This is a genomic window from Acidithiobacillus sp. 'AMD consortium' (assembly GCF_008926505.1).
GTDB classification, from domain to species: domain Bacteria; phylum Pseudomonadota; class Gammaproteobacteria; order Acidithiobacillales; family Acidithiobacillaceae; genus Acidithiobacillus; species Acidithiobacillus ferridurans.
In genome coordinates, this window is the sequence record NZ_CP044411.1 from 2,509,655 (window position 1) to 2,535,483 (window position 25,829).

General features: G+C 61.0%; 27 protein-coding genes. 4 read left to right on the forward strand and 23 right to left on the reverse strand.

The features are described from left to right. Nucleotides 1–97: 97 nt before the first annotated feature. Both F6A13_RS15880 and F6A13_RS13145 read right to left on the reverse strand, forming a co-directional pair. Complete coding sequence (locus F6A13_RS15880; RefSeq protein ID WP_264158128.1) at nucleotides 98–226, reverse strand: hypothetical protein; 129 nt, start codon at nucleotides 224–226, stop codon at nucleotides 98–100. A 65-nt stretch (nucleotides 227–291) separates the two neighbouring features. Continuing rightward, the gene (locus F6A13_RS13145; RefSeq protein ID WP_126604385.1) at nucleotides 292–621 is read right to left on the reverse strand and encodes a hypothetical protein; all 330 of its coding nucleotides are present in this window, start codon (nucleotides 619–621) and stop codon (nucleotides 292–294) included. A gap of 488 nt (nucleotides 622–1,109) precedes the next feature. Between F6A13_RS13145 and F6A13_RS13150 the strand changes: the two genes are divergently transcribed. Together F6A13_RS13150 and F6A13_RS13155 are read left to right on the forward strand one after the other, a co-directional pair. Further along, nucleotides 1,110–1,361 (forward strand): AbrB/MazE/SpoVT family DNA-binding domain-containing protein, encoded by a 252-nt coding sequence (locus tag F6A13_RS13150; protein ID WP_113525940.1) that lies wholly within the window; start codon nucleotides 1,110–1,112, stop codon nucleotides 1,359–1,361. Further along, the gene (locus tag F6A13_RS13155) at nucleotides 1,358–1,753 is read left to right on the forward strand and encodes a type II toxin-antitoxin system VapC family toxin (protein ID WP_126604386.1); all 396 of its coding nucleotides are present in this window, start codon (nucleotides 1,358–1,360) and stop codon (nucleotides 1,751–1,753) included. The genes F6A13_RS13150 and F6A13_RS13155 overlap by 4 nt, the downstream gene beginning before the upstream one ends. A gap of 311 nt (nucleotides 1,754–2,064) precedes the next feature. Here the strand turns inward: F6A13_RS13155 and F6A13_RS13165 are convergent, their stop codons facing one another. Continuing rightward, the gene (locus F6A13_RS13165; RefSeq protein ID WP_009569260.1) at nucleotides 2,065–2,370 is read right to left on the reverse strand and encodes an Lpp/OprI family alanine-zipper lipoprotein; all 306 of its coding nucleotides are present in this window, start codon (nucleotides 2,368–2,370) and stop codon (nucleotides 2,065–2,067) included. A 395-nt stretch (nucleotides 2,371–2,765) separates the two neighbouring features. Between F6A13_RS13165 and F6A13_RS13170 the strand changes: the two genes are divergently transcribed. Next, the gene (locus F6A13_RS13170; RefSeq protein WP_113525938.1) at nucleotides 2,766–3,344 is read left to right on the forward strand and encodes a hypothetical protein; all 579 of its coding nucleotides are present in this window, start codon (nucleotides 2,766–2,768) and stop codon (nucleotides 3,342–3,344) included. A 31-nt stretch (nucleotides 3,345–3,375) separates the two neighbouring features. On the opposite strand, the gene pepP is transcribed toward F6A13_RS13170, so the two are convergent. The 17 genes from pepP to cysM form a co-directional block, all read right to left on the reverse strand. After that, on the reverse strand, nucleotides 3,376–4,716 hold the full coding sequence (pepP, locus tag F6A13_RS13175; protein WP_126604387.1) for a Xaa-Pro aminopeptidase: 1,341 nt from the start codon (nucleotides 4,714–4,716) through the stop codon (nucleotides 3,376–3,378). Between the two features lie 121 nt (nucleotides 4,717–4,837). Continuing rightward, entirely contained in the window at nucleotides 4,838–5,278 is a 441-nt protein-coding gene (locus F6A13_RS13180) for a DUF4168 domain-containing protein (RefSeq protein WP_113525936.1), read from the reverse strand. 168 nt (nucleotides 5,279–5,446) lie between these two features. After that, a complete protein-coding gene (gene radA, locus F6A13_RS13185) occupies nucleotides 5,447–6,805 on the reverse strand; it encodes a DNA repair protein RadA (RefSeq protein ID WP_113525935.1) in 1,359 nt (452 codons plus the stop codon). After that, complete coding sequence (gene alr / locus F6A13_RS13190; RefSeq protein WP_113525934.1) at nucleotides 6,802–7,896, reverse strand: alanine racemase; 1,095 nt, start codon at nucleotides 7,894–7,896, stop codon at nucleotides 6,802–6,804. Before alr ends, radA begins: the two co-directional genes overlap by 4 nt. An 86-nt stretch (nucleotides 7,897–7,982) precedes the next feature. After that, a complete protein-coding gene (gene dnaB / locus F6A13_RS13195; protein ID WP_126604388.1) occupies nucleotides 7,983–9,356 on the reverse strand; it encodes a replicative DNA helicase in 1,374 nt (457 codons plus the stop codon). Nucleotides 9,357–9,370: 14 nt separating this feature from the next. Further along, nucleotides 9,371–9,817, reverse strand: coding sequence for a 50S ribosomal protein L9 (gene rplI / locus F6A13_RS13200; RefSeq protein WP_113526351.1), 447 nt, complete (start codon nucleotides 9,815–9,817; stop codon nucleotides 9,371–9,373). A gap of 37 nt (nucleotides 9,818–9,854) precedes the next feature. Further along, the gene (locus F6A13_RS13205; protein WP_113525932.1) at nucleotides 9,855–10,769 is read right to left on the reverse strand and encodes a DUF2232 domain-containing protein; all 915 of its coding nucleotides are present in this window, start codon (nucleotides 10,767–10,769) and stop codon (nucleotides 9,855–9,857) included. Nucleotides 10,770–10,784: 15 nt separating this feature from the next. Further along, nucleotides 10,785–11,063: a 30S ribosomal protein S18 gene (rpsR, locus tag F6A13_RS13210; RefSeq protein WP_009562432.1), complete on the reverse strand. Its 279-nt coding sequence runs from the start codon at nucleotides 11,061–11,063 to the stop codon at nucleotides 10,785–10,787. 16 nt (nucleotides 11,064–11,079) lie between these two features. Continuing rightward, nucleotides 11,080–11,478, reverse strand: a complete 399-nt coding sequence (gene rpsF, locus F6A13_RS13215; RefSeq protein WP_113525931.1) for a 30S ribosomal protein S6 — start codon at nucleotides 11,476–11,478, stop codon at nucleotides 11,080–11,082. Nucleotides 11,479–11,602: 124 nt separating this feature from the next. After that, complete coding sequence (gene nagZ, locus F6A13_RS13220; protein WP_126604389.1) at nucleotides 11,603–12,667, reverse strand: beta-N-acetylhexosaminidase; 1,065 nt, start codon at nucleotides 12,665–12,667, stop codon at nucleotides 11,603–11,605. Continuing rightward, nucleotides 12,651–14,792, reverse strand: coding sequence for an APC family permease (locus tag F6A13_RS13225; protein ID WP_113525929.1), 2,142 nt, complete (start codon nucleotides 14,790–14,792; stop codon nucleotides 12,651–12,653). Before F6A13_RS13225 ends, nagZ begins: the two co-directional genes overlap by 17 nt. A gap of 10 nt (nucleotides 14,793–14,802) precedes the next feature. Beyond that, nucleotides 14,803–15,345 (reverse strand): L,D-transpeptidase, encoded by a 543-nt coding sequence (locus F6A13_RS13230; RefSeq protein ID WP_113525928.1) that lies wholly within the window; start codon nucleotides 15,343–15,345, stop codon nucleotides 14,803–14,805. After that, nucleotides 15,314–16,636, reverse strand: coding sequence for a 23S rRNA (uracil(1939)-C(5))-methyltransferase RlmD (gene rlmD, locus F6A13_RS13235; protein WP_126604390.1), 1,323 nt, complete (start codon nucleotides 16,634–16,636; stop codon nucleotides 15,314–15,316). Before rlmD ends, F6A13_RS13230 begins: the two co-directional genes overlap by 32 nt. Further along, complete coding sequence (locus F6A13_RS13240) at nucleotides 16,611–17,444, reverse strand: 3'-5' exonuclease (protein ID WP_126604391.1); 834 nt, start codon at nucleotides 17,442–17,444, stop codon at nucleotides 16,611–16,613. The genes rlmD and F6A13_RS13240 overlap by 26 nt, the downstream gene beginning before the upstream one ends. Continuing rightward, nucleotides 17,429–18,154 carry a DUF1318 domain-containing protein gene (locus F6A13_RS13245; protein ID WP_126604392.1) on the reverse strand — a complete coding sequence of 242 codons (726 nt, stop codon included), beginning with the start codon at nucleotides 18,152–18,154 and terminating at the stop codon, nucleotides 17,429–17,431. Before F6A13_RS13245 ends, F6A13_RS13240 begins: the two co-directional genes overlap by 16 nt. 4 nt (nucleotides 18,155–18,158) lie before the next feature. After that, the gene (locus F6A13_RS13250; RefSeq protein ID WP_225981845.1) at nucleotides 18,159–20,261 is read right to left on the reverse strand and encodes a hypothetical protein; all 2,103 of its coding nucleotides are present in this window, start codon (nucleotides 20,259–20,261) and stop codon (nucleotides 18,159–18,161) included. After that, nucleotides 20,224–21,108 (reverse strand): cysteine synthase CysM, encoded by an 885-nt coding sequence (gene cysM / locus F6A13_RS13255; RefSeq protein ID WP_113525923.1) that lies wholly within the window; start codon nucleotides 21,106–21,108, stop codon nucleotides 20,224–20,226. The genes F6A13_RS13250 and cysM overlap by 38 nt, the downstream gene beginning before the upstream one ends. 105 nt (nucleotides 21,109–21,213) lie before the next feature. On the opposite strand from cysM, the gene pgl reads away from it, so the two are divergent. Continuing rightward, the gene (gene pgl, locus F6A13_RS13260) at nucleotides 21,214–21,924 is read left to right on the forward strand and encodes a 6-phosphogluconolactonase (RefSeq protein ID WP_113525922.1); all 711 of its coding nucleotides are present in this window, start codon (nucleotides 21,214–21,216) and stop codon (nucleotides 21,922–21,924) included. Between the two features lie 83 nt (nucleotides 21,925–22,007). On the opposite strand, the gene F6A13_RS13265 is transcribed toward pgl, so the two are convergent. From F6A13_RS13265 to glgB, 3 genes are read right to left on the reverse strand one after another with little or no spacing between them, the layout of a single operon-like run. Then, a complete protein-coding gene (locus F6A13_RS13265) occupies nucleotides 22,008–22,946 on the reverse strand; it encodes an SPFH domain-containing protein (protein ID WP_113525921.1) in 939 nt (312 codons plus the stop codon). Then, nucleotides 22,922–23,383, reverse strand: a complete 462-nt coding sequence (locus tag F6A13_RS13270) for an NfeD family protein (protein WP_151528347.1) — start codon at nucleotides 23,381–23,383, stop codon at nucleotides 22,922–22,924. Before F6A13_RS13270 ends, F6A13_RS13265 begins: the two co-directional genes overlap by 25 nt. 15 nt (nucleotides 23,384–23,398) lie before the next feature. Then, entirely contained in the window at nucleotides 23,399–25,597 is a 2,199-nt protein-coding gene (glgB, locus tag F6A13_RS13275) for a 1,4-alpha-glucan branching protein GlgB (RefSeq protein ID WP_113526350.1), read from the reverse strand. Nucleotides 25,598–25,829: the final 232 nt, after the last annotated feature.

Below are 25,829 nucleotides of genomic sequence, written 5' to 3' on the forward strand. Positions count from 1 at the left end.
ATTAAAGCATCATCTATTCCCCCTCCACTGCTTATGTACTGCAACATGTTCTTGTTACGGGACTCCTCCACACTTTTTTGGCTGGGCGCCGCTGATTTCAGCGGGGAACGATGGTGGCACCCATATCGCTGGAATGCTTCTTGGCCTGTTTGGCCTGTTTTTTCTCTTTGGGCGTCATCGCTGGCTGCTTCTTGGTTTCTTTATTGCTTTTCTGTGTTTTGCTCATGATGGTTTCCCCTATGCAGATGATTGAAATCTATAGTCAATCTGGAGTGATCTTGTTACCGGGCTTTAATGCGTCCTGCTCTGGTACCCTTTACCATTGGTCATGGCATCATGCAGCTCTGACTTGAGCCCTGCAATATCGGCCGTCTTGGATCTCAGTTGCTGCGCTGCGCGAATAGCGCCTGCCCGGTCATGGTGGGACTTCAACGTGACAATCCTTTCTTCCAACCGGTGCTGCGCGATCTCTTCATGGTTGAGGTGCTCGCGCATCTGAGCGATGGTCCTGTTATGCGTGAGCGGATAAGGGGCCGATACCCTGTCCGTACTTGCCTGGGCTCCGGCAGCGACACTACCGATGAGCAGTATACCGGCCATGGTTGCCATCCAGCGGTTCATGATCATGCTCCTGTGTAGCGATGTGCGACAAACCACGCACCATGCATTTCACAGTATAACCCATTCCTGGTCGCGCGTGCGGTAACATAAGCATAACCCCGTTTGCTGCCCGGCCTGGGCATTTCCTGTTCCAACCAGCGAGAAAGCCCAACCCCCGGAGAAATTCTCTATGGGGCACCAACCCCGATTGTGCGGTCATGGGTTCTTCTGTTGCGGACCGCTTAAAAGGACGCACAGTTCGTGCCATTTTTGTCGTCGGGTCCTCCTGCAACTCTCCCTGTAGGTGAATCTTTTTTGTCGAGTCCATTATACCGGAAAACCTTACAGGCTGGGCTCTTCATATTGTTTTTCCATCACATCATCGCGGAATTAGGGCTGGACGTTGTCCAGCATGACCGACTAATGATCGTTTGACCGACATTGATAGTAAGGCGTTTATGCATTACTATGCAAGACATCAACCTACGTAACCGCGAGGGTAGACCACCATGACTACATTGACCGTTACCGCACGGGGACAAGTGACGTTTCGCAAGGATGTACTGCAACACCTCGGCATCAAGCCGGGTGACAAGATCGAACTGGACTTGCTGCCAGATGGCCGGGTGGCACTCAAGGCGGCACGGCCCACAGGGTCGATAGACAGCTTTGTCGGCCTGCTCGCAGGTAGAACGCAGAAGGTTGCTACCATCGAAGAAATCAACGAGGCGGCGGCGCAAGGCTGGGCAGGCAAGCAATGAAGATCGCCGTCGATACCAACGTCCTTGTGCGTGCGGTTGTGCGTGACGATCCCGCACAAGCGGACGTTGCCGCCGCAGTCTTGACCGATGCCGAGTTGATCGCGGTGGCTCTGCCGTGTCTATGCGAATTTGTTTGGGTGCTATTGCGCGTATATGAGTTCCAGCAAACTGACGTGGCTGGCGCGATTCGAGCGCTACTTGCCGCCACCAACGTGGAAATGAACCGGCCCGCCGTGGAGGCTGGCTTGCTGATGCTCGACGCAGGCGGAGACTTTGCCGATGGCGTCATTGCCTACGAAGGCCACTGGCTTGGCGGGGAAACCTTCGTTTCCTTCGATAAGAAGGCAGTGGCACTCCTTACCGCGCAAGGGCAATCAACGCACCTTTTGTAGGGAAAACCGCCTATTTCTAATGCGAGTTAGAATAATACAGGGTAGCCAGGCTATTGAGGCTGACAGCGATATCGGGATGTCCATCGGGCAGCAGGGTCTTGAGGCGGATATCCAGCGCTTCTAGGAAAAGTGGCTCCGCGTCTCCTCTGGTAGAGTTTCTATTGAACAAGGACTAGAAGTCTAGACGTATAATGTGACAATATGATGAAGTTTTGATGATAGAACGGTGACATAACCAAACAAGCGCCAAAAAAACCAAAGGCCCCGTCGGGAACCGGCGGGGCCTTTGCACATCCACTACGACGATAAAATTACTTCATCATCGACTTTTTGAACATCCGCTCCACCTTCGTGTTGGCTTCATCAGCCTTCTGATTGGCAGCGTTGGCGGTGCTCATCGCCTGATCAGCGGTGCTCTGCGCGGCGTTGGCTTTGCTCAGGGCATCGGTAGCGGTGCTCTGCGCGGCATTGGCCTTGGCCAGTGCTTCGTTGGCGGTGGACTGCGCGGCATCAGCCTTCGCAGAAACCTTGGCAAGGTCAGAACTGGTCGCACAACCGGCCAGGCCCAAGGGCAAAATCAGCGCAGTTACCTTCAAAGCGGTGGTGAACTTGCTCATAGCAGTCTCCTTTGTTGGGTTGGAAAAACGAGCAAACAAAGCATAGCTAAAAAAACAACAACGCGCCAGTCTTTACACACATTTCTCCGGTGTGCCGCAATCCGGTACATTGGTCGCAAGAGCGACCGCCTGGCTCATCTTCACGGGCACTCCGCAAAAAATGTATCACCTCTTTTAAGCTGATCCAAGATCATCCAGCCGGCATGGTAACAGCGCATAAACCTCGGGCAGGGGGGCTGCCTCCTATCTCGTTGTTTACCAATAAATAAAATTATCTTCTTGACTTTTTTCATATTTTTTGTAAGATGCTGTTTCATTTCGTCTTTCGAGAAGTATGCCAGTGTCATTGCGACCGGGAGGGGTCGCCACAGACCAGCTTAGATAAGGAGATAGACTTGATACGACGATTATCTGCCGGGATGAGTCTTGCCCTGTCGACGTTTTTTCTGCCCAACGCCCTGGCGCCCAATCTGCCGGACTTGCCCGCACCATTCCTCGGCACACCCGTCGGCAGTATCGGCGACCCCCTGAAGCAGGGCGACAGCCTGGGTGATATCACCGATGCCCAGACTGTTGCGGGCTTCACCCAGGCACAGGGGGTCAGTGACGGCACGCTGCTCATGCGCCACGGTTTTTTTTATTTGCGGCGCGTAACCGCCTACAATGCGCTTGCTGACCAGACCAGCAGCACCCCGGATATTTCAGCCTGTGGCCCTAACCGGCCCGATCAGGTGGCGCTGTCGCAGGACCTGTTCTTCCGCAAAAACGGAGGCAACCGCTGTGGCGAACGCGTCAACATCATCCTACGCTCCGGGCGCGTCATTCATGGCGTAGTCTGGGATACCATGAACCCCCGCTACCACATGGCAGCCGATATACTTATGGGCAGCGTTCAACACGCCGTGGATTTTGGCGTCAAGCAGGCCAAACTGCGTTTCGTCCATTCCATGGTACCCGTCACCAACGGCATCTAAGCGGGCAACACACACGGTTCGGGCGGTTTCGTCAGCCTTCCGCCCACCCTGCTGCCATCATGGCTTCGACCTCGGCAACCTCCTTGGGTACTCCGCTCGACAGAACATCCGGACCGCCGGTGGTCACCAGCACGTCGTCTTCGATGCGAACTCCGATACCGCGCCAACGCTCCGGTACCGATGGATTATCTGGCGAGAAGTACAGGCCCGGCTCCACCGTCAGCACCATCCCTGCCTCCAGTTTCCGCCAGGACTGATCCGCACTGCGATAGTGGCCGACGTCATGAACGTCCATGCCCAGCCAGTGCCCCGTTCGATGCATATAGAAGGCCTTATAGCTGCCCTGCTCGATGACTGCGTCGCGACTGCCGGAAAGTATGTTCAGCTCCAACAAGCCGTCCACCAGCACCTTGACGGCCTCGTCATGATAATCGGTAACGGAGCGCCCTACCTGTACGGCGGCGATTGCCGCTTTCTGACTGGCCAGAACGACTTCGTAAACTTCCCGTTGTGCGGGACTGAAAACCCCGTTCACCGGCAAGGTCCTGGTAATGTCTCCGGCGTAGGCGCCAACCTCTGCGCCGGCGTCGATCAGCACCAGATCGCCATCGCGCAGTTCCGCATCATTTTCCGTGTAGTGCAGAATGCAACCATTGATTCCGCCGCCGACGATACTGGGATACGCCACGCTGGGCGACCCGAGGCGACGAAAAACATGCTCGATCTCGGCGGCCAATTCGTATTCCAGCATACCCGGACGACATTGGCGCATGCCATGGCGATGCCCGGCACCGCTAATGCCCACCGCCGCCCGCAGGATTTCGATCTCTTCGGGGTCTTTGAACAACCGCATCTCATGGATCAGCTCAGCAACATCAACCACTTCGAGCGGGTAGCGCATACCCTGGCGAATCTTGCTCTTGGCAACATTGCGCCAGTGCATGACCCGCGCGTCGAAATCCGTGGACTGACCCATGGGATAAAACAGCAGTTCCCGATTTTCCAACAGTTGTGGAAAGACGTCGTTCAGGTCATGAATCGAGAGGCAACGATCTACCTGACATTGCTCAAGAGCACCCTCCAGCCCGGCGCGACGCCCATCCCAGGTTTCCCGCTCGGGGTCACGAGGACGGCAGAACAGGATCTCCTCCCCGTCAGCGTGTCCCGGTGCCAGCACCAGTACAGCCTCCGGCTCTGTGAAACCGGTCAGATAGAGGAAATCACTGTCGCCGCGGAAGGGGTACTGTACATCGCTGTTACGGCTCTTGGGTGCGGCGGTGGGGATAATCGCAACACCGGCAGTGTGCATCTTCTGCATCAGCAGACGACGGCGGGCGGCATAATCGGGGCGGGGCAAATCAAGCTTGGGCATTGGCAGACCTCCTATATGCCCTATTATCACACAAAGCATAGATGCGGAGGAAAGGCCGAAAAAGCATAAGCCGGCACGCCGACGATCCCGGAAGGAAAGCGGCGCTAGCCAGGGTGGGTCGTTACCGCATATCTGACTCGACCTCTTTCGCGAAATCCGGATCGCTTTGGGTCTGCCTGAGCAGGCTGGAATATTGCTCTGCGGTCAGGTGATTTTTAGCGAGTATATCCTCCACCTTCGTCATATAGGATTTTTTCAACTCTTCCCGCTGGGTGGCGGTGATACCCTTCCGACTCAAGGCACTATGGACCTGTTCATTGAGTGGCTTGATCTCCTGGACGGCTGCCGCGAAATTCTTTACTTCCGCAGGGCTTGCCGCTGCGCCCCCGGCTAGCGCGGTACGCATCAACCCTGGTGCCGATGTCCCTACGCTCGACGCGAACGCCGTGCCGGCCCCAAGGCCCAACAGGCCGAAAGCCACCAAAACGCTCCCCGCCACACCTCTCCGCAGCGATGAATGAAATAGGCCCTGTGCAGCAGGGTAAACCGGTAACTTTTGCATAATACTCCTCCTTTCAGACGATCATAAAAACGCCGGACAGCTTCACATATCAGAAAATTATGTGATGTATTACCTATAGTTACAGACCACACTAACCGCTCCGGAAAGATATTGCAAGGCGCCGACCATCCTGCCGGTAGTGCGTTGCGGCCATCAGCGCGTCAGGATTCACCCTCCAGCAAAGGCGGCCTCCATTGCATCACCCAGGCGGGCCGCCGGGTGTAGTTTAAACGTGGCGGCAACCGAAATCTTGTCGCCGCGCGGGAGAATGGCGCCGTTGAAACCGAGTTTGATGGCTTCACGAACCCGTGCCTCGGTGCCCGCCACCGGGCGCACCTCTCCTGCCAGACCCAATTCGCCAAAGACCACCCGACGGCCCTCCAGGGGTTTATTGCGAAAACTGCTGACCAAGGCGAGGGCCACGGCAAGGTCGGCGGCAGGTTCGTTGACTTTGATCCCCCCCGCGATATTCACGAAGACATCCTGATCAAAAAACATGCTGCCACCGTGACGATGTAGAATGGCCAGAAGGAGGGAGAGGCGGTTGGGATCCAGACCGATGGCAACCCTGCGCGGATTCGCCAGCGGACTCGGAGTCACCAGCGCCTGCACCTCCACCAGCAGCGGTCGGGTTCCTTCCTGCGTTGCCAGTACCACGCTCCCTGCCACGGGTCGCTCATGCTGCGACAGGAAAAGCTGCGAAGGATTGGCGACCTCGCTCAAGCCCTCTTCATGCATCTGGAAAACACCCAGTTCGTTGGCCGCCCCAAAGCGGTTCTTGATGGCGCGCACGATCCGGTACGGGCTACCCGCCTCCCCTTCAAAATAGAGCACGGTATCCACCATGTGCTCGAGCACACGTGGGCCAGCAATGGCCCCCTCCTTGGTCACATGGCCCACCAGCCACACCGTGGTGCCCGTCGCCTTGGCGAAACGCACCAGGCGTGCCGCACACTCCCGCACTTGGGCCACCGAACCTGGGGCCGATTGCAGCGTGTCGGTATAGACGGTCTGAATGGAATCCACCAATAACAGTGCGGGCTGTTCTCCCCGGAGCAGCCCCTCGATCGCTTCAAGATGGTTTTCGGCGACCACCCGTACAGGGCTCCGGCCCAGCCCCAGACGCTGCGCACGTAAGGCGACTTGTGCCGCCGACTCCTCCCCGGTGACATAAAGCACCTTACTGACCTGAGCGAGGTGATGGGCAGTCTGGAGCAGGAGGGTGGATTTTCCGATGCCCGGCTCCCCGCCCAGAAGAATGGCTGCCCCCGGCACCTGCCCGCCGCCCAGCACCCGGTCGAGTTCCGCCAAGCCCGTCGTGCTACGCCCCACATCCGTGATCGGCACCGCATGCAGAAATTGCGGCGGGCTGGCCGTGGCATAGGTGGTTTGGGATTTGGCGACGGTCTTCTCCACGCGCTGTTCGACGAAGCTGTTCCATGCACCGCAATCTGGACAGCGTCCCAGCCATTTATTGCTGATACTGCCGCATTCCTGGCAAACGAAAAGGGTTTTGTCGCGACTCATGAAACCAACTGGCGCGGTACCCGCGTCTGCATGCGGCAGCTCATTTCATAGGAGATGGTACCGAGTTCCGCTGCCAAGGATTCGAGAGGCGGTCCGCCAGCCCCCATGAGGACGACAGGAGCGCCGATGTCTGCCTGCACGGCCGTCAGGTCCACAAAAAGCATATCCATGCTGACCCGCGCCAAAGTGCAGGTAGTCTGCCCGGCTACCGTGACCGGCGCGCCACACCCTAGGTGACGGGGATAACCGTCGCCGTAACCCGCTGCCACCACCCCCACCCGACACGGCGCCGGGGCCTGCCAGGCTGCGCCATAACCCAGCCAGTCACCGGGGCCGAGTTCGCGGATGGCCACCACCGCACTGCGCCAGGAGAGCACGGGTTGCAAACCGATTTCGCTGCCGCGACGCCCGGCGAAGGGCGAAAGACCGTAAAGTATGAGCCCGGGCCGCACCCAGTGCTGGTGGGTAAAGGGCAGCGCCAGCACCCCCCCCGAGTTGGCGAGGCTGTGCTGACCTGCGGTGGCGTGGCCGACGTGCGCAATGGCAGCGGCAAAAACACCCGCCTGTTGACGATTGAAGGGGTCATTCGGCGTATCGGAGCGGGCGAGATGGCTCATCAGCCCCAACACCTCCCAGCGCGGGTGGCGTTGCAAAGCGGCAAACAGGGCGGACAATCGTTCCGGGGCAAAACCCAGCCGGTGCATGCCCGTATCCACCTTGATAAACAGGCGCAACGCAGCATCCGCAGCATGGGTCTCCAGCCACTGCAACTGGCGTTGTTCGTGAATCACCAGCAGATAAGCGCGTTCTGCGGCGACGGACACTTCGTCAGCGTCAAAAGGACCCCCCAGCAGACAGATGGGGCGCTCCAGCCGCAAGGCGTGAAGCGCTTCCGCCTCTTCCAGGGAAGCCACTGCAAAGGCGTCCACTCCAGCCTCGGCCAGCACCGGGGCGCAAAGGGTTACTTCATGCCCATAAGCATTCGCCTTTACCGCCGCCATGATCTGTGCGCGGGGTGCATGTTCGCGCACCACCGCTACATTATGGCGCAGTGCGGCAGCGGAGATATCGGCAATAATCGGGCGGGTCATGGGCCAATGATACACCCCAAGGCGCGAGAAAATCCCGTGAAAAAATACATGGACGGCACGCCGATGATCGGGCTTGGTGCAGGCAACTAATGCCCGAAGCCATCCCCGGACGGCGCATAGTTCTCAAAACGGGTATATTCACCGAAGAAACTCATCCGCACCGTCCCGATAGGTCCGTTGCGCTGTTTACCGATGATCACCTCGGCAATGCCTTTCACCTCTTCCTTGTCCTTGTAATACACCTCATCGCGATAGAGGAAGAGGATCAGGTCGGCATCCTGTTCAATGGCTCCGGATTCACGCAGATCGGACATCTGCGGACGCTTCTCGGTACGATTTTCCAGACTTCGGTTGAGCTGGGAGAGGGCAATCACGGGGATCGACAGCTCTTTGGCCAACGCCTTGAGCGAACGGCTGATCTCGGAAATCTCGGCGACCCGGTTATCACCCCGTCCCGGCACTTGCATGAGTTGCAGATAGTCCACCACGATCAAAGCCAAGCCATGCTCCCGCTTCAGCCGACGGGCCCGCGAGCGCAAATCCGTCGGGGTCAGCGCGGCAGAATCGTCGGCGAACAGGGGCGCGTTGCCGAGTTCACCGATGGCATGGGCGATGCGCGGCCAGTCGTCGTTACCCAGGCTGCCATTGCGCAGGCGGTGCTGATCTACCCGTCCCCGCGACGAGAGTGCGCGCAGGACGATCTCCTCGGTCGGCATTTCCATGCTGAAAATCGCGACAGGCTTGCCTTCGATACAGGCGACATGCTCCGCGATATTCATGGCGAAAGAGGTTTTGCCCATACTCGGACGGCCCGCAACAATAACGAGCTGGCCGGGGTGGAGGCCGGAGGTTTTCTCGTCCAGATCGGCAAAGCCCGTGGACAGCCCCGTGACACCCTTCTTCTCACGGGCGATGGTCTCGATCCGGTCTATAACCGCCGGAAGTGCGTCCTTGAGTTGCTGGAAACCTTCGCCGGCTCGCTGCTGTCCTTCGGCGAGATGAAAGACCCGGCTTTCAGCCTCGTCCAACAAGGCCTGAGCCGACCGCCCTTCCGGACGGTAGGCAAGCTCGGCGATTTCCCGACCGACCCGGATGAGGTCACGCAGGGTGGCCCGCTCCCGCACGATCCGCGCATAGGCGAGCACATTGGCCGCCGAGGGCGTCTCGTTGGCCAGCATGAGGAGATACTGCACCCCGCCCACATCGGCGAGCTGCTCATGATCTTGCAACCATTCGGAGACCGTGATGGCGTCCACCGCCCGCCCGGCGCCCAGCATGGCGCTGATGGCCTGGAAAATCTGGCGGTGACGACGCTCATAAAATTCTTCGGCCGCCACCGCCTCAGTGACCTGCTCCGCCGTCTCGGGGTCGATCAGCAGGGCGCCGATGACGGATTGCTCCGCCTCGATAGAGTGCGGCGGGGCCTTGACCCCGCCGCCGTAGTCCGCCGAATCAGACACGCCCAGGCCTGGGATCAGGCGCGCTCGACGAAGACTATCACATCCAGTTCGACCTCCGGGTGCAAATGCACACGCGCCGGGAATTCGCCGATCCGTTTGATCGGCCCTCCCGCCAGACGGATTTCGGAATGAGCCACTTCGTGGCCCAGGGCCGCCAGGGCCGCACTGATGTCATGCAGGCCCACCGAACCAAATAAACGACCATCCTCGCCCGCCTGCAGGGCAATCGTGACCACGGTATCGGCCAGCGCCGCGGCGCGCTGTTGCGCGGCTTGCAGGCGTTCTGCCTCCACCTGCTCCAGCGCCGCCTTACGGGCGGCAAAGTCTTCCAGATTGCGCTGGTTGGCCACTACGGCCTTGCCCTGCGGCACCAGAAAATTGCGCCCATAACCCGGACGCACTTCGACCACATCGCCCAGACGCCCCAACTTGTTGATACGTTCCAGTAAAATCACTTTCATTTCAAATTCCTCCCAAAAATTCTCTGCAAAACCGCCATCAGGACCGCGGCCCGGCAAGCCGTCGGCGCAGGTGAAAAACACGGTCCAGAATACCCAGCACACTGACCACCAGCAGGAACTGTGAAAGCAGGATCAGTCCGATATAAAAAGCCGCCAGCGCGATCAGGGGCCAGCCTCTCGACGCGAACCACAGGTGCACCAAACTTAGTCCCTGCAGCAAGTACAGCCCAGCGACCAGAATGGCGAGGTTCTGTACCGGCCATGCGCTGCCATGTGGCAGGAAAAAGCCCAACCCCGTCACCACCGGCAACCAGATCAGCCACTCTGGCAGCACCCAATCGCGAAACACCCGTTGTGGCACCACAATACCCTGAAACCGTTCGCGCCAGCGACTGGCCATCACTGCCGCCAGCGCCCAGAGCAGTGCCATGACCGCAGCGAGGATCCCCGGCATCAGACGAACCATATCGCCCAGGACCTGACGCTGCGTCGCGCTGAGGTCCTTACGCGCCGGTGCCAGCAAGTGCTCCATCTGCGCCTGCCAGAAGCCTGGGCCCGTACCCTGCGGTATGGCCCAGAGCAGTAACGCCAGCGTCAGGAGTGACAAACCGATGACCACCCAGACCACTCCGCCCCACCCCACGTCCCACTGCAACCCCTCTCCCAACAGCCGTCCCGGCAACCAGGCTACCAGCGCAAAGGCGACACCATACCATGGGTTCAGCGTGAACAGCGCGGAGGCGATTCCGGCAATCACCAGCACTTCGAGGCTCTCCCTGCGTCCCGCCTGCAGAGTAACCAGCGCCACCAGAGCGACGCAGTTGAGCAACAACGGTCCGGCAAGAAAAGGAATCAGGCCTGCCGCGCTGAACAATACAGCAATACTGACACCAGCTGGCCAGCGTCCGCTGAGAAACCAACGGAGGACCCCGCCTCCTGGCTGCACCGCCACCGGAGCGCCGGCGCCTTAACGCACGACGTAGGGCAGTAACGCCAGAAAACGGGCGCGTTTGATCGCAGTGGTCAACTGCCGCTGATAGAGGTTGCTGGTTCCGGTAATCCGGCTGGGGACGATCTTACCCGTCTCGCCCACATAAGCCTGCAAGGTCTTCAGATCCTTGTAGTCGATTTCTTTGACACCTTCCGCCCGGAACCGGCAGAACTTGCGCCGGCGCGTAAAGTTGCTGCCGCCGCCACGCTTGTCGCCATCACCACTATCCCGATCTCTGTCCCGATTAAATGCCATCTGAAATCTCCTTAGATTAAGCCGTCACTACGGCTTCGTTAGCGCTGTGATCCGGTTCGCCTTCGGCGGTCTCTTCGCTGCGTTCCCGACGGTCCGTCTCATCGCGGGCCAGGAAGGAAGGGCTGGTGACGGCTTCATGGCGGGCCAGCGTCAGATGGCGCAATACCGCGTCGTTGAAGCGGAAAGCGTCCTCCAGTTCAGCCAGCGCAACACCGCTGCACTCTATGTTCATCAGCACATAGTGTGCCTTGTGGGCCTTCTTGATGGGGTAGGCCAGTTGCCGGCGGCCCCAGTCTTCCAGGCGATGAAAATGCCCGCCGTCGCTCTCGATCATGCCGCGGTAGCGCTCGATCATCTGGGGGACCTGTTCACTCTGGTCAGGATGGACCAGAAACACAATTTCATAATGACGCAAAAGTTGCTCCTTATGGTTCACTGCGGAGTCCGGACGCCCATCGCCCGAACAAGGAGTAAAAGGTGAGGGCGTATTCTAATACGCGACGCGGGAAAAACAAGGGGTTAACATTCTGGGCCGCGCATCAGTCCGTGCATCCGGGGGCGAGCGCCCGTAACGCTTCGATCTGCTGCAGGCAGCGCACCCGGTCAGCCGCGGACAAGGCGGCCGTGGCGGCGTTACCGGCGAGACGCTCCAGGCGGTCACCGGTCGGGAGTACATCCCTGGACTGTAAATGCGCGATGGCTGTTTCCGCACCTTCCGGATCGTTACAGACCAGCAACAGGTCGGCGCCCGCCGTCAGCGCCGCATCCACCCGGGCAGCCATGCCGCCCGCAGCATGGGCACCCGCCATGCTGAGGTCGTCACTGACCACCACACCGGTGAAGCCCATCTCTTTACGGAGAACATCCTGCAACCAGCGCGGCGAGAAGCCGGCAGGGTGTTCACCATCCACCCTGGGATAAAGACAATGCGCGGGCATGATCGCCGGAATTCCTGCGGCGATCATGCCCGCAAAGGGCTGGAGGTCTTCCTGAATGGCGCTGAACGGACGATCATCCAGCGGCAAATCGAGATGAGAGTCCGCGGCCACCGCCCCGTGACCGGGGAAATGCTTGGCGACCCCCTGCAGGCCGGTCCGGGCCATGCCCTTCCAGAGTGCTGCCGCAATAGCGCCCACCCATACCGGATCGCGGTGGATGGCGCGATCGCCGATCACCGCAGAGATACCGCGATCCAGATCCACGCAGGGGGTAAAATCCAGATCAATGCCGAGATCCCGAAGTTCCGTACCGAGCAGCAAGCCCCAGTCTTCGGCCGCCACCCGCGCACTTTCCAGTCCGTCACGATCCGCCAGACGCCCCAGGGTCGCCATGGGCGGGAAACGCGTCACCCCCGCACGCAGACGCTGCACCCGTCCGCCTTCCTGATCTATGCCGACAAGAAGGGGAGTGCTGCGCAAGGCATGCAATTCCGCGCACAGCTCACGCACCTGTCCGGCGTCGGCACAGTTGCGGGCAAAAAGGATGACACCGCCGACGGCAGGCTGGCGCAGCATGGCGCATTCGGCGGCCGTGGGCCGCAGGCCGGCGATATCGACCATCAGCGGGCCCCGTGCAGGGTGCCGCCGTTCATTCCGTACCAGCATGGGGGGCAGACTCCTGTATATCCGCTTGGGTGGTGGCCTGCGCCTTGGCTGCGGCGCGAACCCTGGCCTCTTCTTTTTTTACCTCTTCATTCTGCACCAGCTCCAGATCGGGCGACATGGAAATGGGCAGAACGATATTCGGCGGCTGGCTCGGGATACCGCGCACATGCACGGGCACGATCATCATGCTGAAACCGTCATGCTGCAGGCGATCCTGGACGATGAAGCTGACTTCATCGTGCAGCAGCCCATGGAAAGGCCCCTGCGCAGACGTGTCGATCACCCGCCCGGCAAAAAAGATGCTCTGCGGAAAATAGCGAATGGCGACATTGGCCAGTTCCTCCATCGCCAGGATACGGTCGGTGGAGTAGGTGGCGAACCAGGTCGCCGCCATCCCCTCATTACGGCAAAAGGCCATATACTGGTTGGCCTCGGTTTCCACATATACCTTCAGGTCCTCCAGGGCCTTGATACCCTTGAACTCGCCCTGACCCACGATGCCCGCGAGCAGGAAAACATAGTTCTTGACGAAGCCGCCGACCATACGGTGCGCAGTCAGCAGGGTGTGCAGCCCCAATCCGTCAAAACGGCTGACAAAAAATACGGCGGTGGCGCCACGCGGATCGAGGGGCAGGTTCGGGCCGGACTCCAGATGCTCGGGCACCACGTCCAGCATGGTCTCATCCAGTTCGGCAGTGATTTTGCTGATACTCTTGTAATGGCGATAGATCAGGTACCCAAGGCTCACCACAATCGCGGTGACCAGCAGGGTGAACCAGCCGCCAGCATCGAATTTTTCGAAAATGGTGATGGCGAGAATGGAGGCCGTGACCACAAAGCCCAGCGCACTGACCGCAAGCCGGCCTCGCCAGAGTGGATCTTTGTCGCGCTGGGCAAACCAGTGCCGACTCAATCCCGCCATGGTCAGGGTAAAGGTGATGAAGACGTTGATACTGTACAGCACCACCAGAATGCTGACGTGTCCCCCCGTCATCAGAAGGATAACCACGGCCGCGAAACCAATGAGCAACACGCCGTTACGCGACACGAAGCGATCCGACAGGTAGGAAAAACGCTCCGGCAGCCAACGATCGACGGCCATATTCGCCATGACGATGGGTGCCGTGATGATACCCGTATTGGCGGCGATGAAGAGGAGCAGCCCCTCGGTAATCAGGGTAAGCAGAGTCGCCGTCGGGCCGAAGGGGACTCCCCCCACCGTCCACCCCCGCGTAATCGCGCCATAAAGCACGGCATTCAGAGTTTGCCCCTGCTGGCTGTGCACCTGATACATCAGGTATAAAAAGATCAGGCTGCCGGCGACCAGAGACAGGGAGGTCGCCAGCAGGGTCATCGTGCGCTGGCCGGTCTGCACACGCGGCTCACGCATAATATGCACACCGTTGGCTACGGCCTCCAAACCCGTATAGGTGCCGCCTCCCAGGCTGAAGGCCCGCAATATCAGCGCCACGATGAATATCCAGCCGTACTGCGTGCTATCCTGCCGAACACTCGCAACAGTGTTGTAGGCGATGTCCGGTACGGCGCCTACATGGCTCAGCAGGCCCCAGCCGAGCAGTATGGTGTGGGTCAGGATGAAGGCCATAAAGATGGGCAGCAGGATCTTGATGGATTCTTTCATGCCGCGCAGGTTGATGAAGATCAGGAACAGCAGTATCGCGACATCCAGGAGAAGCCGTTCGCTGTACCAGGAGACGGGCATGGTGCTCAACAGCGCCTCGGTACCCGATGCCACCGAAATCGCCGCCGTCAAGACATAGTCGACGATCAGCGCAGCGCCACTTACCAAGCCGGCCTTCGGCCCTAACAGTGTAGACGCGGTGTGATATCCGCCACCCCCGTCAGGGAACAGGGCAATGACCTGTTTGTAACCTGCCGAGATGACAAACACCGAAAGCGGGATGCCGATGGCCAGAAAAACGGCCAGATATTCATGGCCCTTCAAGGCATAATAGATTTCCGGTGGACCGTAAGCGGAGGAAGACAAGGCATCCGAACCCAGACCGACCCAGGCCAGAAAGGCCGCAAGCGAAAGGTTTTCGAACAACTTTGGATTGAACACGTTTACGGCGCGGCGGAAACGGGGCAAGCGGAAACGGGCCATTAGGACATCCTCAGCGGGGGAAGTGCAGCGGTGGCTGCAGTCCGACAAAAACGGGGGTATTCACGGCACATTCCGCAAAGAGGGCGCATACCGCATCGGGCGCCATCCGCACACAGCCCGCCGACACCGGTTGACCGAGATGATCCACATCGGCGGTGCCATGGATGTAGATATAACGGCGGAAGGTATCCTGAAGGCCACCACGATTAAAACCCGTTTCACTGCCCGAGAGCCAGAGGATGCGCCCGAGAATCCAGTCCCGACGCGGCTGGCCGGCCGCCCACTCCGCACTGTAACAGGCACCGGTCCAGCGCCGGCCGCGCAGAATGGCCGTCGCGGGCAGGCCGGCGCCGATGCGCGCGCGCACTACATGCCAGCCGCGCGGCGTGCAACCGCTGTCGAACTCTTCGCCCAGCCCCTTACGGGCCGTGGATACGACATACTCGGAGCGCGCTTCGGCGCCGTGCATTTCATACAGGCGTTGGGCGGAGACATCCACCCAGAGCCAGCGCGCGGGCCGCTCAGCGTTCGAAGAGGGCAATGGATTCGACATGGGCAGTATGGGGAAACATGTTGACGACACCTGCCGCTCGCAAACGATAGCCGCGCTCATGTACCAGATACTCGGTGTCACGGGCCAGGGTCGCCGGATTGCAGGAGACATACACCAGACGGCGGACGCCGGGGGTCAGACTGCGCAACACTTCGATGGCTCCACTGCGGGGCGGGTCGATGAGCATTTTGTCGATGGCGCCCGCCGAAGCAAAATCTTCCATCCGGGCCTGGGTGAGATCGGCTACAGCATACCGGGCTTTATCCGCCAGGCCGTTGGCGGCGGCATTCTCCGCAGCCAGCGCAACCAACCGGGCATCTCCTTCAATGCCAAGCACCTGCGCTCCCAAGCGGGCGATGGGCAGGGTAAAATTCCCGAGCCCGCAGAAGAGGTCCAGAATGTGCTCTCCCGGTTGTGGTTGCAACAAGGCCATGGCGCGGCGCACCATCACCTGATTCGCCGCCTGATTGACCTGAGTAAAGACCAGGGGATCAAAACGCAGGCGCAACGCATAATCCGGCAGGTCGTAATGGAGCGGCTCCGGCTGCTCCGGCCACAAGGGATACAGGGTCTCGGGCCCGCGCGGTTGCAACCATATCTGCAGGTCGTGTTGCGCACCAAAAGCGCGCAGGTGCTGCAGATCACTTTCCGCCAGCGGCCGCATGTGACGAAACACCAGCGCGACGGCATCCGGCGTGGCCGCCACTTCGATCTGTGGGAAATCCTGGGGCGACTGCATCTGCGCGATCAGCGCCCGCAGGGGCAGAATGCGTTGCCCGACGCGCGGGTCGAGGGTCAGACATTGCCCCATATCCACGACGTAACTGCTGTTGCGTTCACGAAAGCCCACCATCGCGCCCCGGGTTTTCGGCGTGCGCACCGAGAGCCGCGCCTTGCTGCGATAGCCCAGGCTCGGGCCATGAATGGGTGGCAGGACGCGTTCGGGGCGGACCTTGCCGATGCGCCAGAGATGATCTTCCAGTTGTCTTTGCTTGATAGCCACCTGTGCCGCTGGCTCCAGATGCTGCAGGCTGCAGCCCCCGCAGACACCAAAGTGAGGACAAGGCGGCGACACCCGCAGGGAGGACGCCTTGACCACCTGCAGCAACTCGGCACGATCAAAGCTCTTGTGGTTCTGGGTACGCCGTGCCCAGACCCGCTCGCCGGGCAGCGCCCCATCGACAAACAGTACCTTGCCCTCCACACGGGCAATTCCGCGTCCCTCGGTATCCAGACTTTCAATAAACACCTGCTCAGGCTGAGCGTTATGAATGGGCTTGGGACGCGACATGCAGATTCTCTGGCCACAGTGTGAGAAATTCCTGGACGTGGGCCTCGTCCCGGCTTTGCAGGTAAGACCGCAACCGGGTCTGGCAAACATCATAAGCCGATCTGTCGAGATGCCCGCGAGTCAGTTCAAAACGCAGGTGGACCAGGGCCGTGTTGAGCACATCGACTTCGCAGTAGTGGCGAATGCCCGCCAGCTCCCCTGCCTGATAATGGGTCCAGACCTCCGCACCGCTCATTCCCAGCTTGCCGGGCAACCCCAGCAGCAACGCGATGTCCTGGAGGCGGGCGACATTGCGCGACTGATAGGCGGAGAGGACATCCATGAGATCGAGATGGCGCTCGTGGTAACGGCTGGTGTAATTGTTCCAGCGATAGTTCTGGTCCTGTTCGCCGTGCTCCCAGTAGCGGGCGGCAGGGATGCCGTGGAGCAGGGCACGGTAATGGAGCACCGGAAGGTCAAAGGCCGCGCCATTCCAGGATACCAGTTGCGGGGCATGGCGCTGAATGAACTGAAAAAAGGCCGTGACCAGAGCCACCTCGTCATCGTCCACTTTGCCGAAACTGCTGAGCTTGACCTGTCCGCCCTGCCACCAAAGGGCGGAAATAGCGACTACCCGGTGCAGATAGGGGCGCAGAAACTCCGTTGCGCCCTGGGTTTCGATGCGACGCCGGTGCTCCAGCAATTCCGCCACGCCCGCGTCGTCCGCCAGTTCAATGCCATGCACCCGTCGCCCGCCGGCAACGTCGGGCACCGTCTCGATGTCGAAAACCAGCACATTCTGCAAGGCAGTGGCTATTTCTTCTGCCATTGACCACTGGGCGACTGATACCAGTATCCCGCCGGTGCCTTGTTGATCCAAGCTTGGGCAAAAGTCTGCTGAATTTGACCCTCCCACTCGGGATGACCATTGGCATCAGCGATCTGCTGGTAGAGGTTGCTGAGTGCGCTGTTATTGCTGTTCACGAGACCATTCAGGGCCGCCCGCTGCTGCAGGGGCACGGCCGCGGCATCATGGATGGCAACCAGACCATTGGCGGTAAAACCCACGGCGCCGCTGACAAAATAAGGGCGCATCTGCGCCGCTATCGCCTCGAGCTGCGCCCTGGCCGATTGCACTCCGGGGCTGGACGCATCGAGGTTGGCGGCGGCCTCCGCCGTGCCGCTGATGGCGGAGAAGCCCATGGCGAGCAGGTAGCTGGCCGCATGGTAGGGGGATGCCATGCTCAGGGCATTGCTGGCGGAGGCTGCGGACCGTGTCGGGGCAGCCGGCGGCGCGGGTACCGATACGGCGGGCGCAACCGGCGGCGCAGGTACCGATGTGGCGGGCGCAACCGGAGCCAGCAGGGCGCCTTTGGCGGCGGCCTTATACACCTCGCCGACCACCTGATCCGCCAGCTTCTGTGCCGCCGCAGCCGGGAAGTAGATGTTGACGGTCACACAAGCGGACAGTGCCATAAGCAACCCCAGTACCAGCACACTGCGCCAGCCCTGCGTTTTCAGCCAATCCTGCCTCGTCATATGCTTACTCTCCTGTCTGGACCTGGGCACCACCGTGCATGGCGGTTTGCAGGCGCGCCAGCAGTTCGTTCCAATTTACCCGGCGATTGTACCCCACTATATCCACCCTGGGCAGCCCTTGGCCCTGGAGGATCACAAAACCGGAATCTTCGGTCCCCACTCCGGATAATTCGGCAACACCATGCCTGAGCCGCACCCCCATCCCCAAATGCGCATAAGCAAAGGTTTTGAACATCCGCAGAAACAGGCCCTGAAAAAATCCGCCGATGCCGTCACCTCCACCCAGTCGGGTAAGGTTCTGGACCGCAGCATAACTGATTTCCTGACGTACGCCAGGAACGGGAACCGTATGGAACTGCGCGTCAAAGGCCTCCGGCGACCAGTTCAGCAGGGCGAGATTTTTTACGTGGCCGTCGAGTACGCCGCTAATGTACCCGAAGTGAAAAGCGTCAGTCAGAGGCTTCAGCCGCACCCCGGAAATTTCGACGTTGCCGCGCAACAGGGGCAAAACGCCAAAGAAATTCTCAACGTGCAGGTCATTCACTCGCACGGTACCGCCAAACACCTGGGCGGAAAGTGCGCCGCTGGTGCTGAGGTCCCCCGCATGGTACTGCAGCTCCGGTATGGTCGCCGACACCGTTCCGGTAAACGGCGGCCAGCGCATGATCCTGGTCAGCTGAGCCATGCTAACCCCCCGCAGGTCGCCGCTCATGCTGAAACCCGATCGCGTCCCCGCCCAACGCGCCGCCAGTTGCCGGAAATGCAGCGCGCCCCCCAACATGGTCAGGGTAAAGGGCTGCTGCAGATGGAAGCCCTGGGGATTGACCACCAGATCCGCATGCAGCGGACCCACGGGGATACGATAGAGCGCCGCCGATTGCCAGCGGAGCGTGGCGGCGGAAATTTTACCGGTACGACTCCACGCGCCCCGGCTATTCACCCCGGTCACCGCAAGAAGCCTGTTCGAGCTGGAAACGGCCGCATTGCGCAGATCCCATCGCAGCGCGTTCAGCCCTCCTGCTCCCGCCACGGAAAACCGCACCTGCCCCGAGGCCTGCAACCCGGCCGCCAGACCTCCGGGAAGGGCCAGCGGTTTGATCCAGTTTGCATACAGCGGCGCCATGGCCACATTCATATCCCGAATCTGCCAGCGCAGCGCTCCACCCTGGGTCGGCCAGTACAGCGCAAAACCGCCCTGCCCGAGGCCGGGCCAGCGGATGCTTCCCTGGTCCAGTTGCCAGGCCTTGGCCGTCTGTTGCCAGCGGGTTTGCATCCGCACCGGCGCGGCAGGGGCTGTCCAGTACCATGGACTCCAGAGGACACCACCCTGGGTCCAGCGCAGCCGAGCGCTGCCGTGCCACCGTCCGCTGTAGACCCCCGCCCCCTGGAGCCGCAATGCAACACCCTGGGCGCCCTGCAAACCGTCCGGGCTGCTGAACTGGAGCTGGCTGCCTTGCAGTTCAAAGGCCATCTGACGGGCCTGTGCCCAGCTCGCACCCTGCGCCCGGACTTGCCACCGGGCCTGCCCCGAGGTCTGCCAGGCGGCAGGCAGCAGGCTGAAAGCATGCACCAGACCGGCAACCGGCAGGCTGCCCGCACCCGTCAGATGCCACTGTCCGGCGGCGGTACTTTGCACCTGCACCCGGGCGCTGCCGAATTGCACACCACGCACCGCCAGCACGGCCTGCCCGCTGCCACCCAGCTGCCGCAACTGTACCTGCCCATCGCCATGCAGTGCGCCCCACGGGCTGCCGTCCACCACCAGGTGGCCCTGCGGACACGCCCAACCCTGCGTCGTCCGGAGCCCGCATTGCCACTGGGCGCGCCGCCAGAGCTTGCGTCTGCCCGCCTGCACGGCACCCACCACCAGACGCAACTGGTCGCCCTGCGCCGATGTGGACAGCGTCACACGCGGGTGCTGCACCGTCCAGCCCGTTCCGCTGACGTCCGCGGCGCTGATTTCCAGAACCTGCGCCCCGGCGGCGTCACTGATCGCGAGTCCCAGGCCCGTCAACAGTAGCCACCGGGCGATTCTCGGCAACACCCCGCTGCGCCCGTGCATCGTTCCGTCAGGCCGGAAAAACGCCCGTAGAGAGGTAGCGGTCACCCCGGTCGCAGATGATGACGACGATCACGCCAACCTCCAGATGCTGCGCCACCCGTATCGCCGCCGCCAGCGCTCCGCCCGAAGAGATGCCCGCGAGCACTCCTTCTTCCCGCGCCAGGCGCCGGGTCATCTCCTCGGCTTCTTCCTGACTCACATCGACGATTCGGTCAACAGACTCGGGATGATAGATGCGCGGCAGATAGGCTTGCGGCCAACGGCGGATACCGGGAATTCTGGCCCCCTCCGTCGGCTGTACACCGATGATCTGGATACCCGGCGAGACTTCCCGCAAATAGCGGGAGGTACCCATGATGGTCCCCGTCGTCCCCATGGACGATACGAAATGGGTCACGGCGCCGCGGGTATCGCGCCAGATCTCCGGCCCGGTCCCGAGGTAATGTGCCTCGGGATTATCAGGGTTGGAAAACTGATCGAGCATGAAGCCCTCTCCCGCAGCGACCATCTGGTGCGCGAGATCGATGGAACCTTCAATACTCCGGGCCGCAGGGGTGAGAATCACCTCCGCACCGTAGGCACGCATCACCTGGCGCCTTTCGATGCTCATATTGTCCGGCATGATCAGCGTCATGGACAATCCGCGTACCGATGCCGCCATGGCCAGGGCGATGCCCGTATTCCCGCTGGTTGGTTCGATCAGACGTGTAGCGGGGGTGATGGTGCCCCGCTCCAGCGCCCGACGAATCATGTTCACGGCGGGACGATCCTTGACTGAACCGGCGGGATTGTTCCCCTCCATCTTCCCGAAAATCCGCACCCCCGCATGGGGCGACAGGCGCCGCAACTCACACAAGGGGGTATTGCCCACCCAGTTCTCCAGACCACCCATCTCTGCCTCCTTCAGGGCAATATCCAATAAGCAGCATCATAGACCCAAGCTGCAAAGTGGGGCTATCCTTTGCAAAAGATCGGGAACACACGGGAGCACATCCGCATGGAAACAGCTCGGCATCGCAATACCTGGCATATTCATCCCGATCCCGAAGCGCTCGCCCGGCGACTCGCGGCGGCTGTCGCCCGTATGGCGCGGGAGGCCATCACCGCCCGCGGCGCCTTCCATCTGGTGGTCGCCGGTGGCACCACCCCCCGCGCGGCTTACGCCCTGCTTCCGCAACTAGGCGGAGACTGGCAGTGCTGGCACCTCTATCATGGGGATGAACGCTGTCTGCCGCCCCAGGACCCGGATCGCAACAGCCTGATGCTCGACACGGTCTGGCTGTCCCGGGTGCCCATCCCGGCACGGCAGATTCATCACATCCCAGCGGAACGGGGCGCCGATGTGGCCGCCCGCGACTACGCTGCGGTTCTTCCACCCCACGCCTTCGACCTGGTCCTGCTGGGAGTAGGGGAGGACGGCCATACGGCCAGCCTGTTCCCCGACCACGACTGGGGCATGGAAAAGAACGGCCCCGCCACGATCGCCGTCCACGACGCCGCCAAGGCGCCACCCCAAAGGGTGAGCCTGAGCGGCTGGCGCTTACAATACACGCGGGAAATGTTTTTTATGGCAGCCGGCGGCGGCAAGCGGTCGGCACTCACGGCCTGGTGGCGGGGCGAGCCCATTCCCGCCGCCATGGTAGGCGCAGCAGCGGATGTCTGGCTGGACAATGCAGCCTGGCCGGAAATAGTGCCCGGGACCATCTGACCCCATGCCCCATGGCACCATCCTTCCTCCCCTTGTCCCCATGCCCCCGCGAATCCTGGTTTCTCAGACACCTCAGGCGGTGTTCAGGCTTTCGCTGCCCCATTCTGCCCGCCCGACTGTTTGACCATGGCGAGCGCCGTACCCACCAGTGCACCGATATTGCCCAGATCCGCCGGGATCACCAGACTGGTGCCCACCTTGGCGAGGTTGCCCCATTTTTCGATATAGTCCTTGGCCAACTGCATCTGTAGGGCCTCGATACCGCCCGGGGCCTGCGCAGCATCGCCGATGACCCGGATGGCGGCCGCTGTGGCTTCTGCCACCAACTGGATGGCCGCCGCCTCACCCTGAGCGCGAAGCACTTCCGCCTGCTTGCGGCCATCGGCGACATTGATGTCCTGCTGCCGTTGCCCCTCGGAGGTGTTGATCTGTTGCTGCCGTTGCCCCTCGGACTTGGCGATCAGTGCCCGTTTTTCCCGCTCGGCCGTGATTTGCAGCTCCATGGCGCGGATGATCTCCTGAGGCGGAGTAATGTCCTTGATCTCATAGCGCAGTACCTTGACGCCCCAGTTGACCGCCGCCTCATCCACCGATGCCGCGACGGCAGTGTTCAGCAACTGCCGGGACGAGAGCGCCGCATCCAGATGCAGCTTGCCGATCTCGGAACGCATGGTGGTCTGCGCCAGCTGTATCACCGAGGTAAAGGGGTTGCTGGAGCCGTAGGCCGCCTTTACCGAATCCGTAATCTGCAGATAGAGCACGCCGTCCACGGTCATCGTGGTATTGTCCAGGGAAATACACACTTGCGCCGGCACCTCCATGGGCACCTCGCGCATATCAAAACGGAAAGCGATGCGGTCCAGAAAAGGGATGATAAAATTCAGCCCGGGCTCCAGCACTGCATGATATTTACCAAGGCGCTCCACCACCCAGGCGCGCTGTTGAGGCACGACCCGAATGGTGGTTCGCAGGATGAAGAAAGCCGCAACGACAACGATCAGGACGACGATGAGGGAGGACATAGCGGCTCCTTGCCAGAATCTTGCTTGGGTAGCACTCCTAAATGTAGCAGATTATCGGTCTTGGCGATGATAACGGCCCGATCCCCCGGATGGGGGGGCGGGCCATCATCGACGACCGCCATCCACTCGGCGCCGCGATAACGCACACTGTATTGCTGATTGCTGTCCGGTCCGCTGACGACATCCACCCCCTGCCCCAGATCGAAATCACCGAGGTCTCCGCTTTTGCCCGCCAGGCGATGCCGCAGCCACACTCCGGCGGGCAGCAGAACCAGACAGAATCCGAGAAAAACCCAGTGCAGCACCGCACCCGGCAGGAGCAGCCCGGTGATCGCGGTAAACAGCGCCGCCAGCGCCACCGCCGCCAGGTAGAACGTGCCCGTAAAAAGCTCCGCCAGCCCGGCGCCAAACGCAATGACGATATAAATGATCAACATCGCCACCCCCCGGGTTCAGCCTGCCCCGGCAAGCTGTAAATAAATCGCGGCCAGGGGCGGCAGGACCAGTTCCAGCGAATGGGGCAGACCCATCCACGACTGGTCCTGGGCCTGCTGCGGCAGATTGCCCACATTGCTGCCATGATAGGCGCCCGCGTCGCTGTTGAAGATCTCCCGGTACCGACCCGCAGCCGGCACCCCCAGACGATAATTGCGCCGAGGCACCGGCGTGAAATTGAACACCGCCAGCACGAAACCGCCGTCCCGGTCCCAGCGCAGAAAACTCAACACCGACTGATCGGCGTCATGGCAATCCACCCAGGAGAAGCCCTCGCCCTGAAAATCCTGCGCATGCAAGGCCGGAACAGCCCGGTAGAGATGAGCCAGATCCCGGCTCAACCGCTGCGTACCCTGATGCCAGTCCCAATGCAGTAGATCCCAGTCCAGGGCCCGCCCGCAATCCCACTCCCGTCCCTGGCCGAACTCGTTGCCCATAAAATTCAGTTTCTTGCCGGGATGCGCAAACTGGTAGCTGAAGAGCAGACGCAGGTTGGCAAAACGCTGCCAGGCATCCCCCGGCATTTTGTCCAGCAGTGAACGCTTGCCATGCACCACTTCGTCATGGGACAAGGGCAGCACGAAGTTTTCCGAATAAGCGTAAAGCTGGCTGAAGGTCAGGTCGTTCTGGTGAAAGCGCCGGTAGACCGGGTCCTGCTCCAGGTAGGCCAGGGTATCGTTCATCCAGCCCATATTCCACTTCATGGAAAAACCCAGGCCGCCCACATAGGTGGGGCGGGAGACCATCGGCCAGGCCGTGGATTCTTCGGCAATGGTGAGGATGCCCGGATGACGCTCATTGAGGATCACATTCATCTCACGCAGGAAATCGATGGCCTCGAGATTTTCCCGGCCACCATACCGATTGGGAATCCACTCGCCCTCCTGGCGCGAATAATCGCGGTAGAGCAGGGACGCCACCGCATCCACGCGCAACCCGTCGATATGGAAGCTGTCCGCCCAGTAGCAGGCGTTGGCCAGCAAAAAACCACGCACCTCGTTGCGTCCGAAGTTGAAAATATAAGTGCCCCAGTCGCTGTGCTCCCCCTCGCGCGGGTCGGCATGTTCATACAACGGGGTACCATCGAAGCGCGCCAGCCCCCAGTCATCCCGGGGGAAATGCCCCGGCACCCAGTCCAGGAGCACGCCGATGCCCGCCTGATGAAACTGATCCACAAAGGCGCGGAAGCCGTCGGGCGTACCGAAGCGGCTGGTGGGCGCAAAATAGCCGCTCACCTGATAGCCCCAGGATTCGTCCAGTGGGTGCTCCATCACCGGCATCAGTTCGATGTGGGTATAGCCCATGTCCTTGCAGTAGGGCACCAGGCTCTCCGCCAGCGCCGCGTAACTAAGGAAATGGCCCGCCGCGTCACGCTGCCAGGAACCGAGATGCACTTCGTAGATGTTCATGGGGGCGTGCTGCCAGTCCTGCCCAGCCCGAGCCGCCACCCAGTCCTGATCCGCCCAGACGTGGTCATTTTCCACCACGCGTGCCGCCGTACTCGGTCTGAGCTCAAAGGCATGGGCGTAGGGGTCGGTCTTGACAAATACCGCTCCGGAATCGCGGTGACGGATCTCGAATTTGTAGATTTCGCCAATGGCAAGGTCCGGGATGAACAGTTCCCAGATGCCACTCTGGCCGCGCGCGCGCATGGGGTGGGCGCGGCCGTCCCAATCATTGAAGTCACCGACGACACTGACCCGCCCGGCATTGGGCGCCCATACGGCGAATAACACCCCATCCACTCCCTCGTGATGGCGACGGTGCGCACCGAGGTGACGATAGGCTTCATAGAGGCGCCCCTCGCTGAAGAGGTAAACCTCCACATCCCCCAGCACCGGACCGAAGACATAAGGGTCATGGCGTTCGTGGAATCCGTGCCGGTCCTCCCAGCGCAGGCGATAAGGCACCGGTATGACCTCGCCCTGACGGGTGAAAATGCCGGCAGGATGGCTCTGTTCCATGACCACCCATCCCGCTGGCGTCTGTATCTCCACGCCGTGGGCGCCGGGCAGAAAGACTCGCTGCACGGTCCGCCCACCAACCATATGCTGGCCCAGCCAGGCGAAGGGGTCGTGATGACGCGCCTCACGGATGGCCAGGCCGTCTTCACTGTCGCCAGATGGACCGCTCACCGTACTGCCATGCTTTTGCATTGCCGCCACCGCACCCTCCTTAACCCGCCATCCGAGGTGAAACCATTCCTGCTTCATCGTCATGCCAACACTTCTGAGCATAACACATCCGCAAAGCTGCGCCGCTCCAGCCGGAGCACGGCTTGTTCATGCACAGGCCCTTGCCGCCAACGGACAAGTTCAGTACCTTAAAGGCCAGCGCGCCGGCAATCTCACCTATACTCCAGGTAAGGTCGTATTCCGTGCCCGAAAA

Excerpts from the sequence above, each read along its gene's own strand:
- F6A13_RS13145 (WP_126604385.1), bottom strand. The coding sequence starts at position 621 with ATGAACCGCTGGATGGCAACCATGGCCGGTATACTGCTCATCGGTAGT.
- F6A13_RS13270 (WP_151528347.1), bottom strand. The coding sequence starts at position 23,383 with ATGTTGATCATTTATATCGTCATTGCGTTTGGCGCCGGGCTGGCGGAG.
- F6A13_RS13225 (WP_113525929.1), bottom strand. The coding sequence starts at position 14,792 with ATGGCCCGTTTCCGCTTGCCCCGTTTCCGCCGCGCCGTAAACGTGTTC.
- F6A13_RS13240 (WP_126604391.1), bottom strand. The coding sequence starts at position 17,444 with ATGGCAGAAGAAATAGCCACTGCCTTGCAGAATGTGCTGGTTTTCGAC.
- glgB (WP_113526350.1), bottom strand. The coding sequence starts at position 25,597 with ATGCAAAAGCATGGCAGTACGGTGAGCGGTCCATCTGGCGACAGTGAA.
- rplI (WP_113526351.1), bottom strand. The coding sequence starts at position 9,817 with ATGAAAGTGATTTTACTGGAACGTATCAACAAGTTGGGGCGTCTGGGC.
- F6A13_RS13155 (WP_126604386.1), top strand. The coding sequence starts at position 1,358 with ATGAAGATCGCCGTCGATACCAACGTCCTTGTGCGTGCGGTTGTGCGT.
- nagZ (WP_126604389.1), bottom strand. The coding sequence starts at position 12,667 with ATGCTGGTACGGAATGAACGGCGGCACCCTGCACGGGGCCCGCTGATG.
- pgl (WP_113525922.1), top strand. The coding sequence starts at position 21,214 with ATGGAAACAGCTCGGCATCGCAATACCTGGCATATTCATCCCGATCCC.
- rpsR (WP_009562432.1), bottom strand. The coding sequence starts at position 11,063 with ATGGCATTTAATCGGGACAGAGATCGGGATAGTGGTGATGGCGACAAG.
- F6A13_RS13150 (WP_113525940.1), top strand. The coding sequence starts at position 1,110 with ATGACTACATTGACCGTTACCGCACGGGGACAAGTGACGTTTCGCAAG.
- cysM (WP_113525923.1), bottom strand. The coding sequence starts at position 21,108 with ATGGGTGGTCTGGAGAACTGGGTGGGCAATACCCCCTTGTGTGAGTTG.
- alr (WP_113525934.1), bottom strand. The coding sequence starts at position 7,896 with ATGACCCGCCCGATTATTGCCGATATCTCCGCTGCCGCACTGCGCCAT.
- pepP (WP_126604387.1), bottom strand. The coding sequence starts at position 4,716 with ATGCCCAAGCTTGATTTGCCCCGCCCCGATTATGCCGCCCGCCGTCGT.
- F6A13_RS13245 (WP_126604392.1), bottom strand. The coding sequence starts at position 18,154 with ATGACGAGGCAGGATTGGCTGAAAACGCAGGGCTGGCGCAGTGTGCTG.
- F6A13_RS13165 (WP_009569260.1), bottom strand. The coding sequence starts at position 2,370 with ATGAGCAAGTTCACCACCGCTTTGAAGGTAACTGCGCTGATTTTGCCC.
- F6A13_RS15880 (WP_264158128.1), bottom strand. The coding sequence starts at position 226 with ATGAGCAAAACACAGAAAAGCAATAAAGAAACCAAGAAGCAGCCAGCG.
- F6A13_RS13265 (WP_113525921.1), bottom strand. The coding sequence starts at position 22,946 with ATGTCCTCCCTCATCGTCGTCCTGATCGTTGTCGTTGCGGCTTTCTTC.
- rlmD (WP_126604390.1), bottom strand. The coding sequence starts at position 16,636 with ATGTCGCGTCCCAAGCCCATTCATAACGCTCAGCCTGAGCAGGTGTTT.
- F6A13_RS13230 (WP_113525928.1), bottom strand. The coding sequence starts at position 15,345 with ATGTCGAATCCATTGCCCTCTTCGAACGCTGAGCGGCCCGCGCGCTGG.
- F6A13_RS13180 (WP_113525936.1), bottom strand. The coding sequence starts at position 5,278 with ATGCAAAAGTTACCGGTTTACCCTGCTGCACAGGGCCTATTTCATTCA.
- radA (WP_113525935.1), bottom strand. The coding sequence starts at position 6,805 with ATGAGTCGCGACAAAACCCTTTTCGTTTGCCAGGAATGCGGCAGTATC.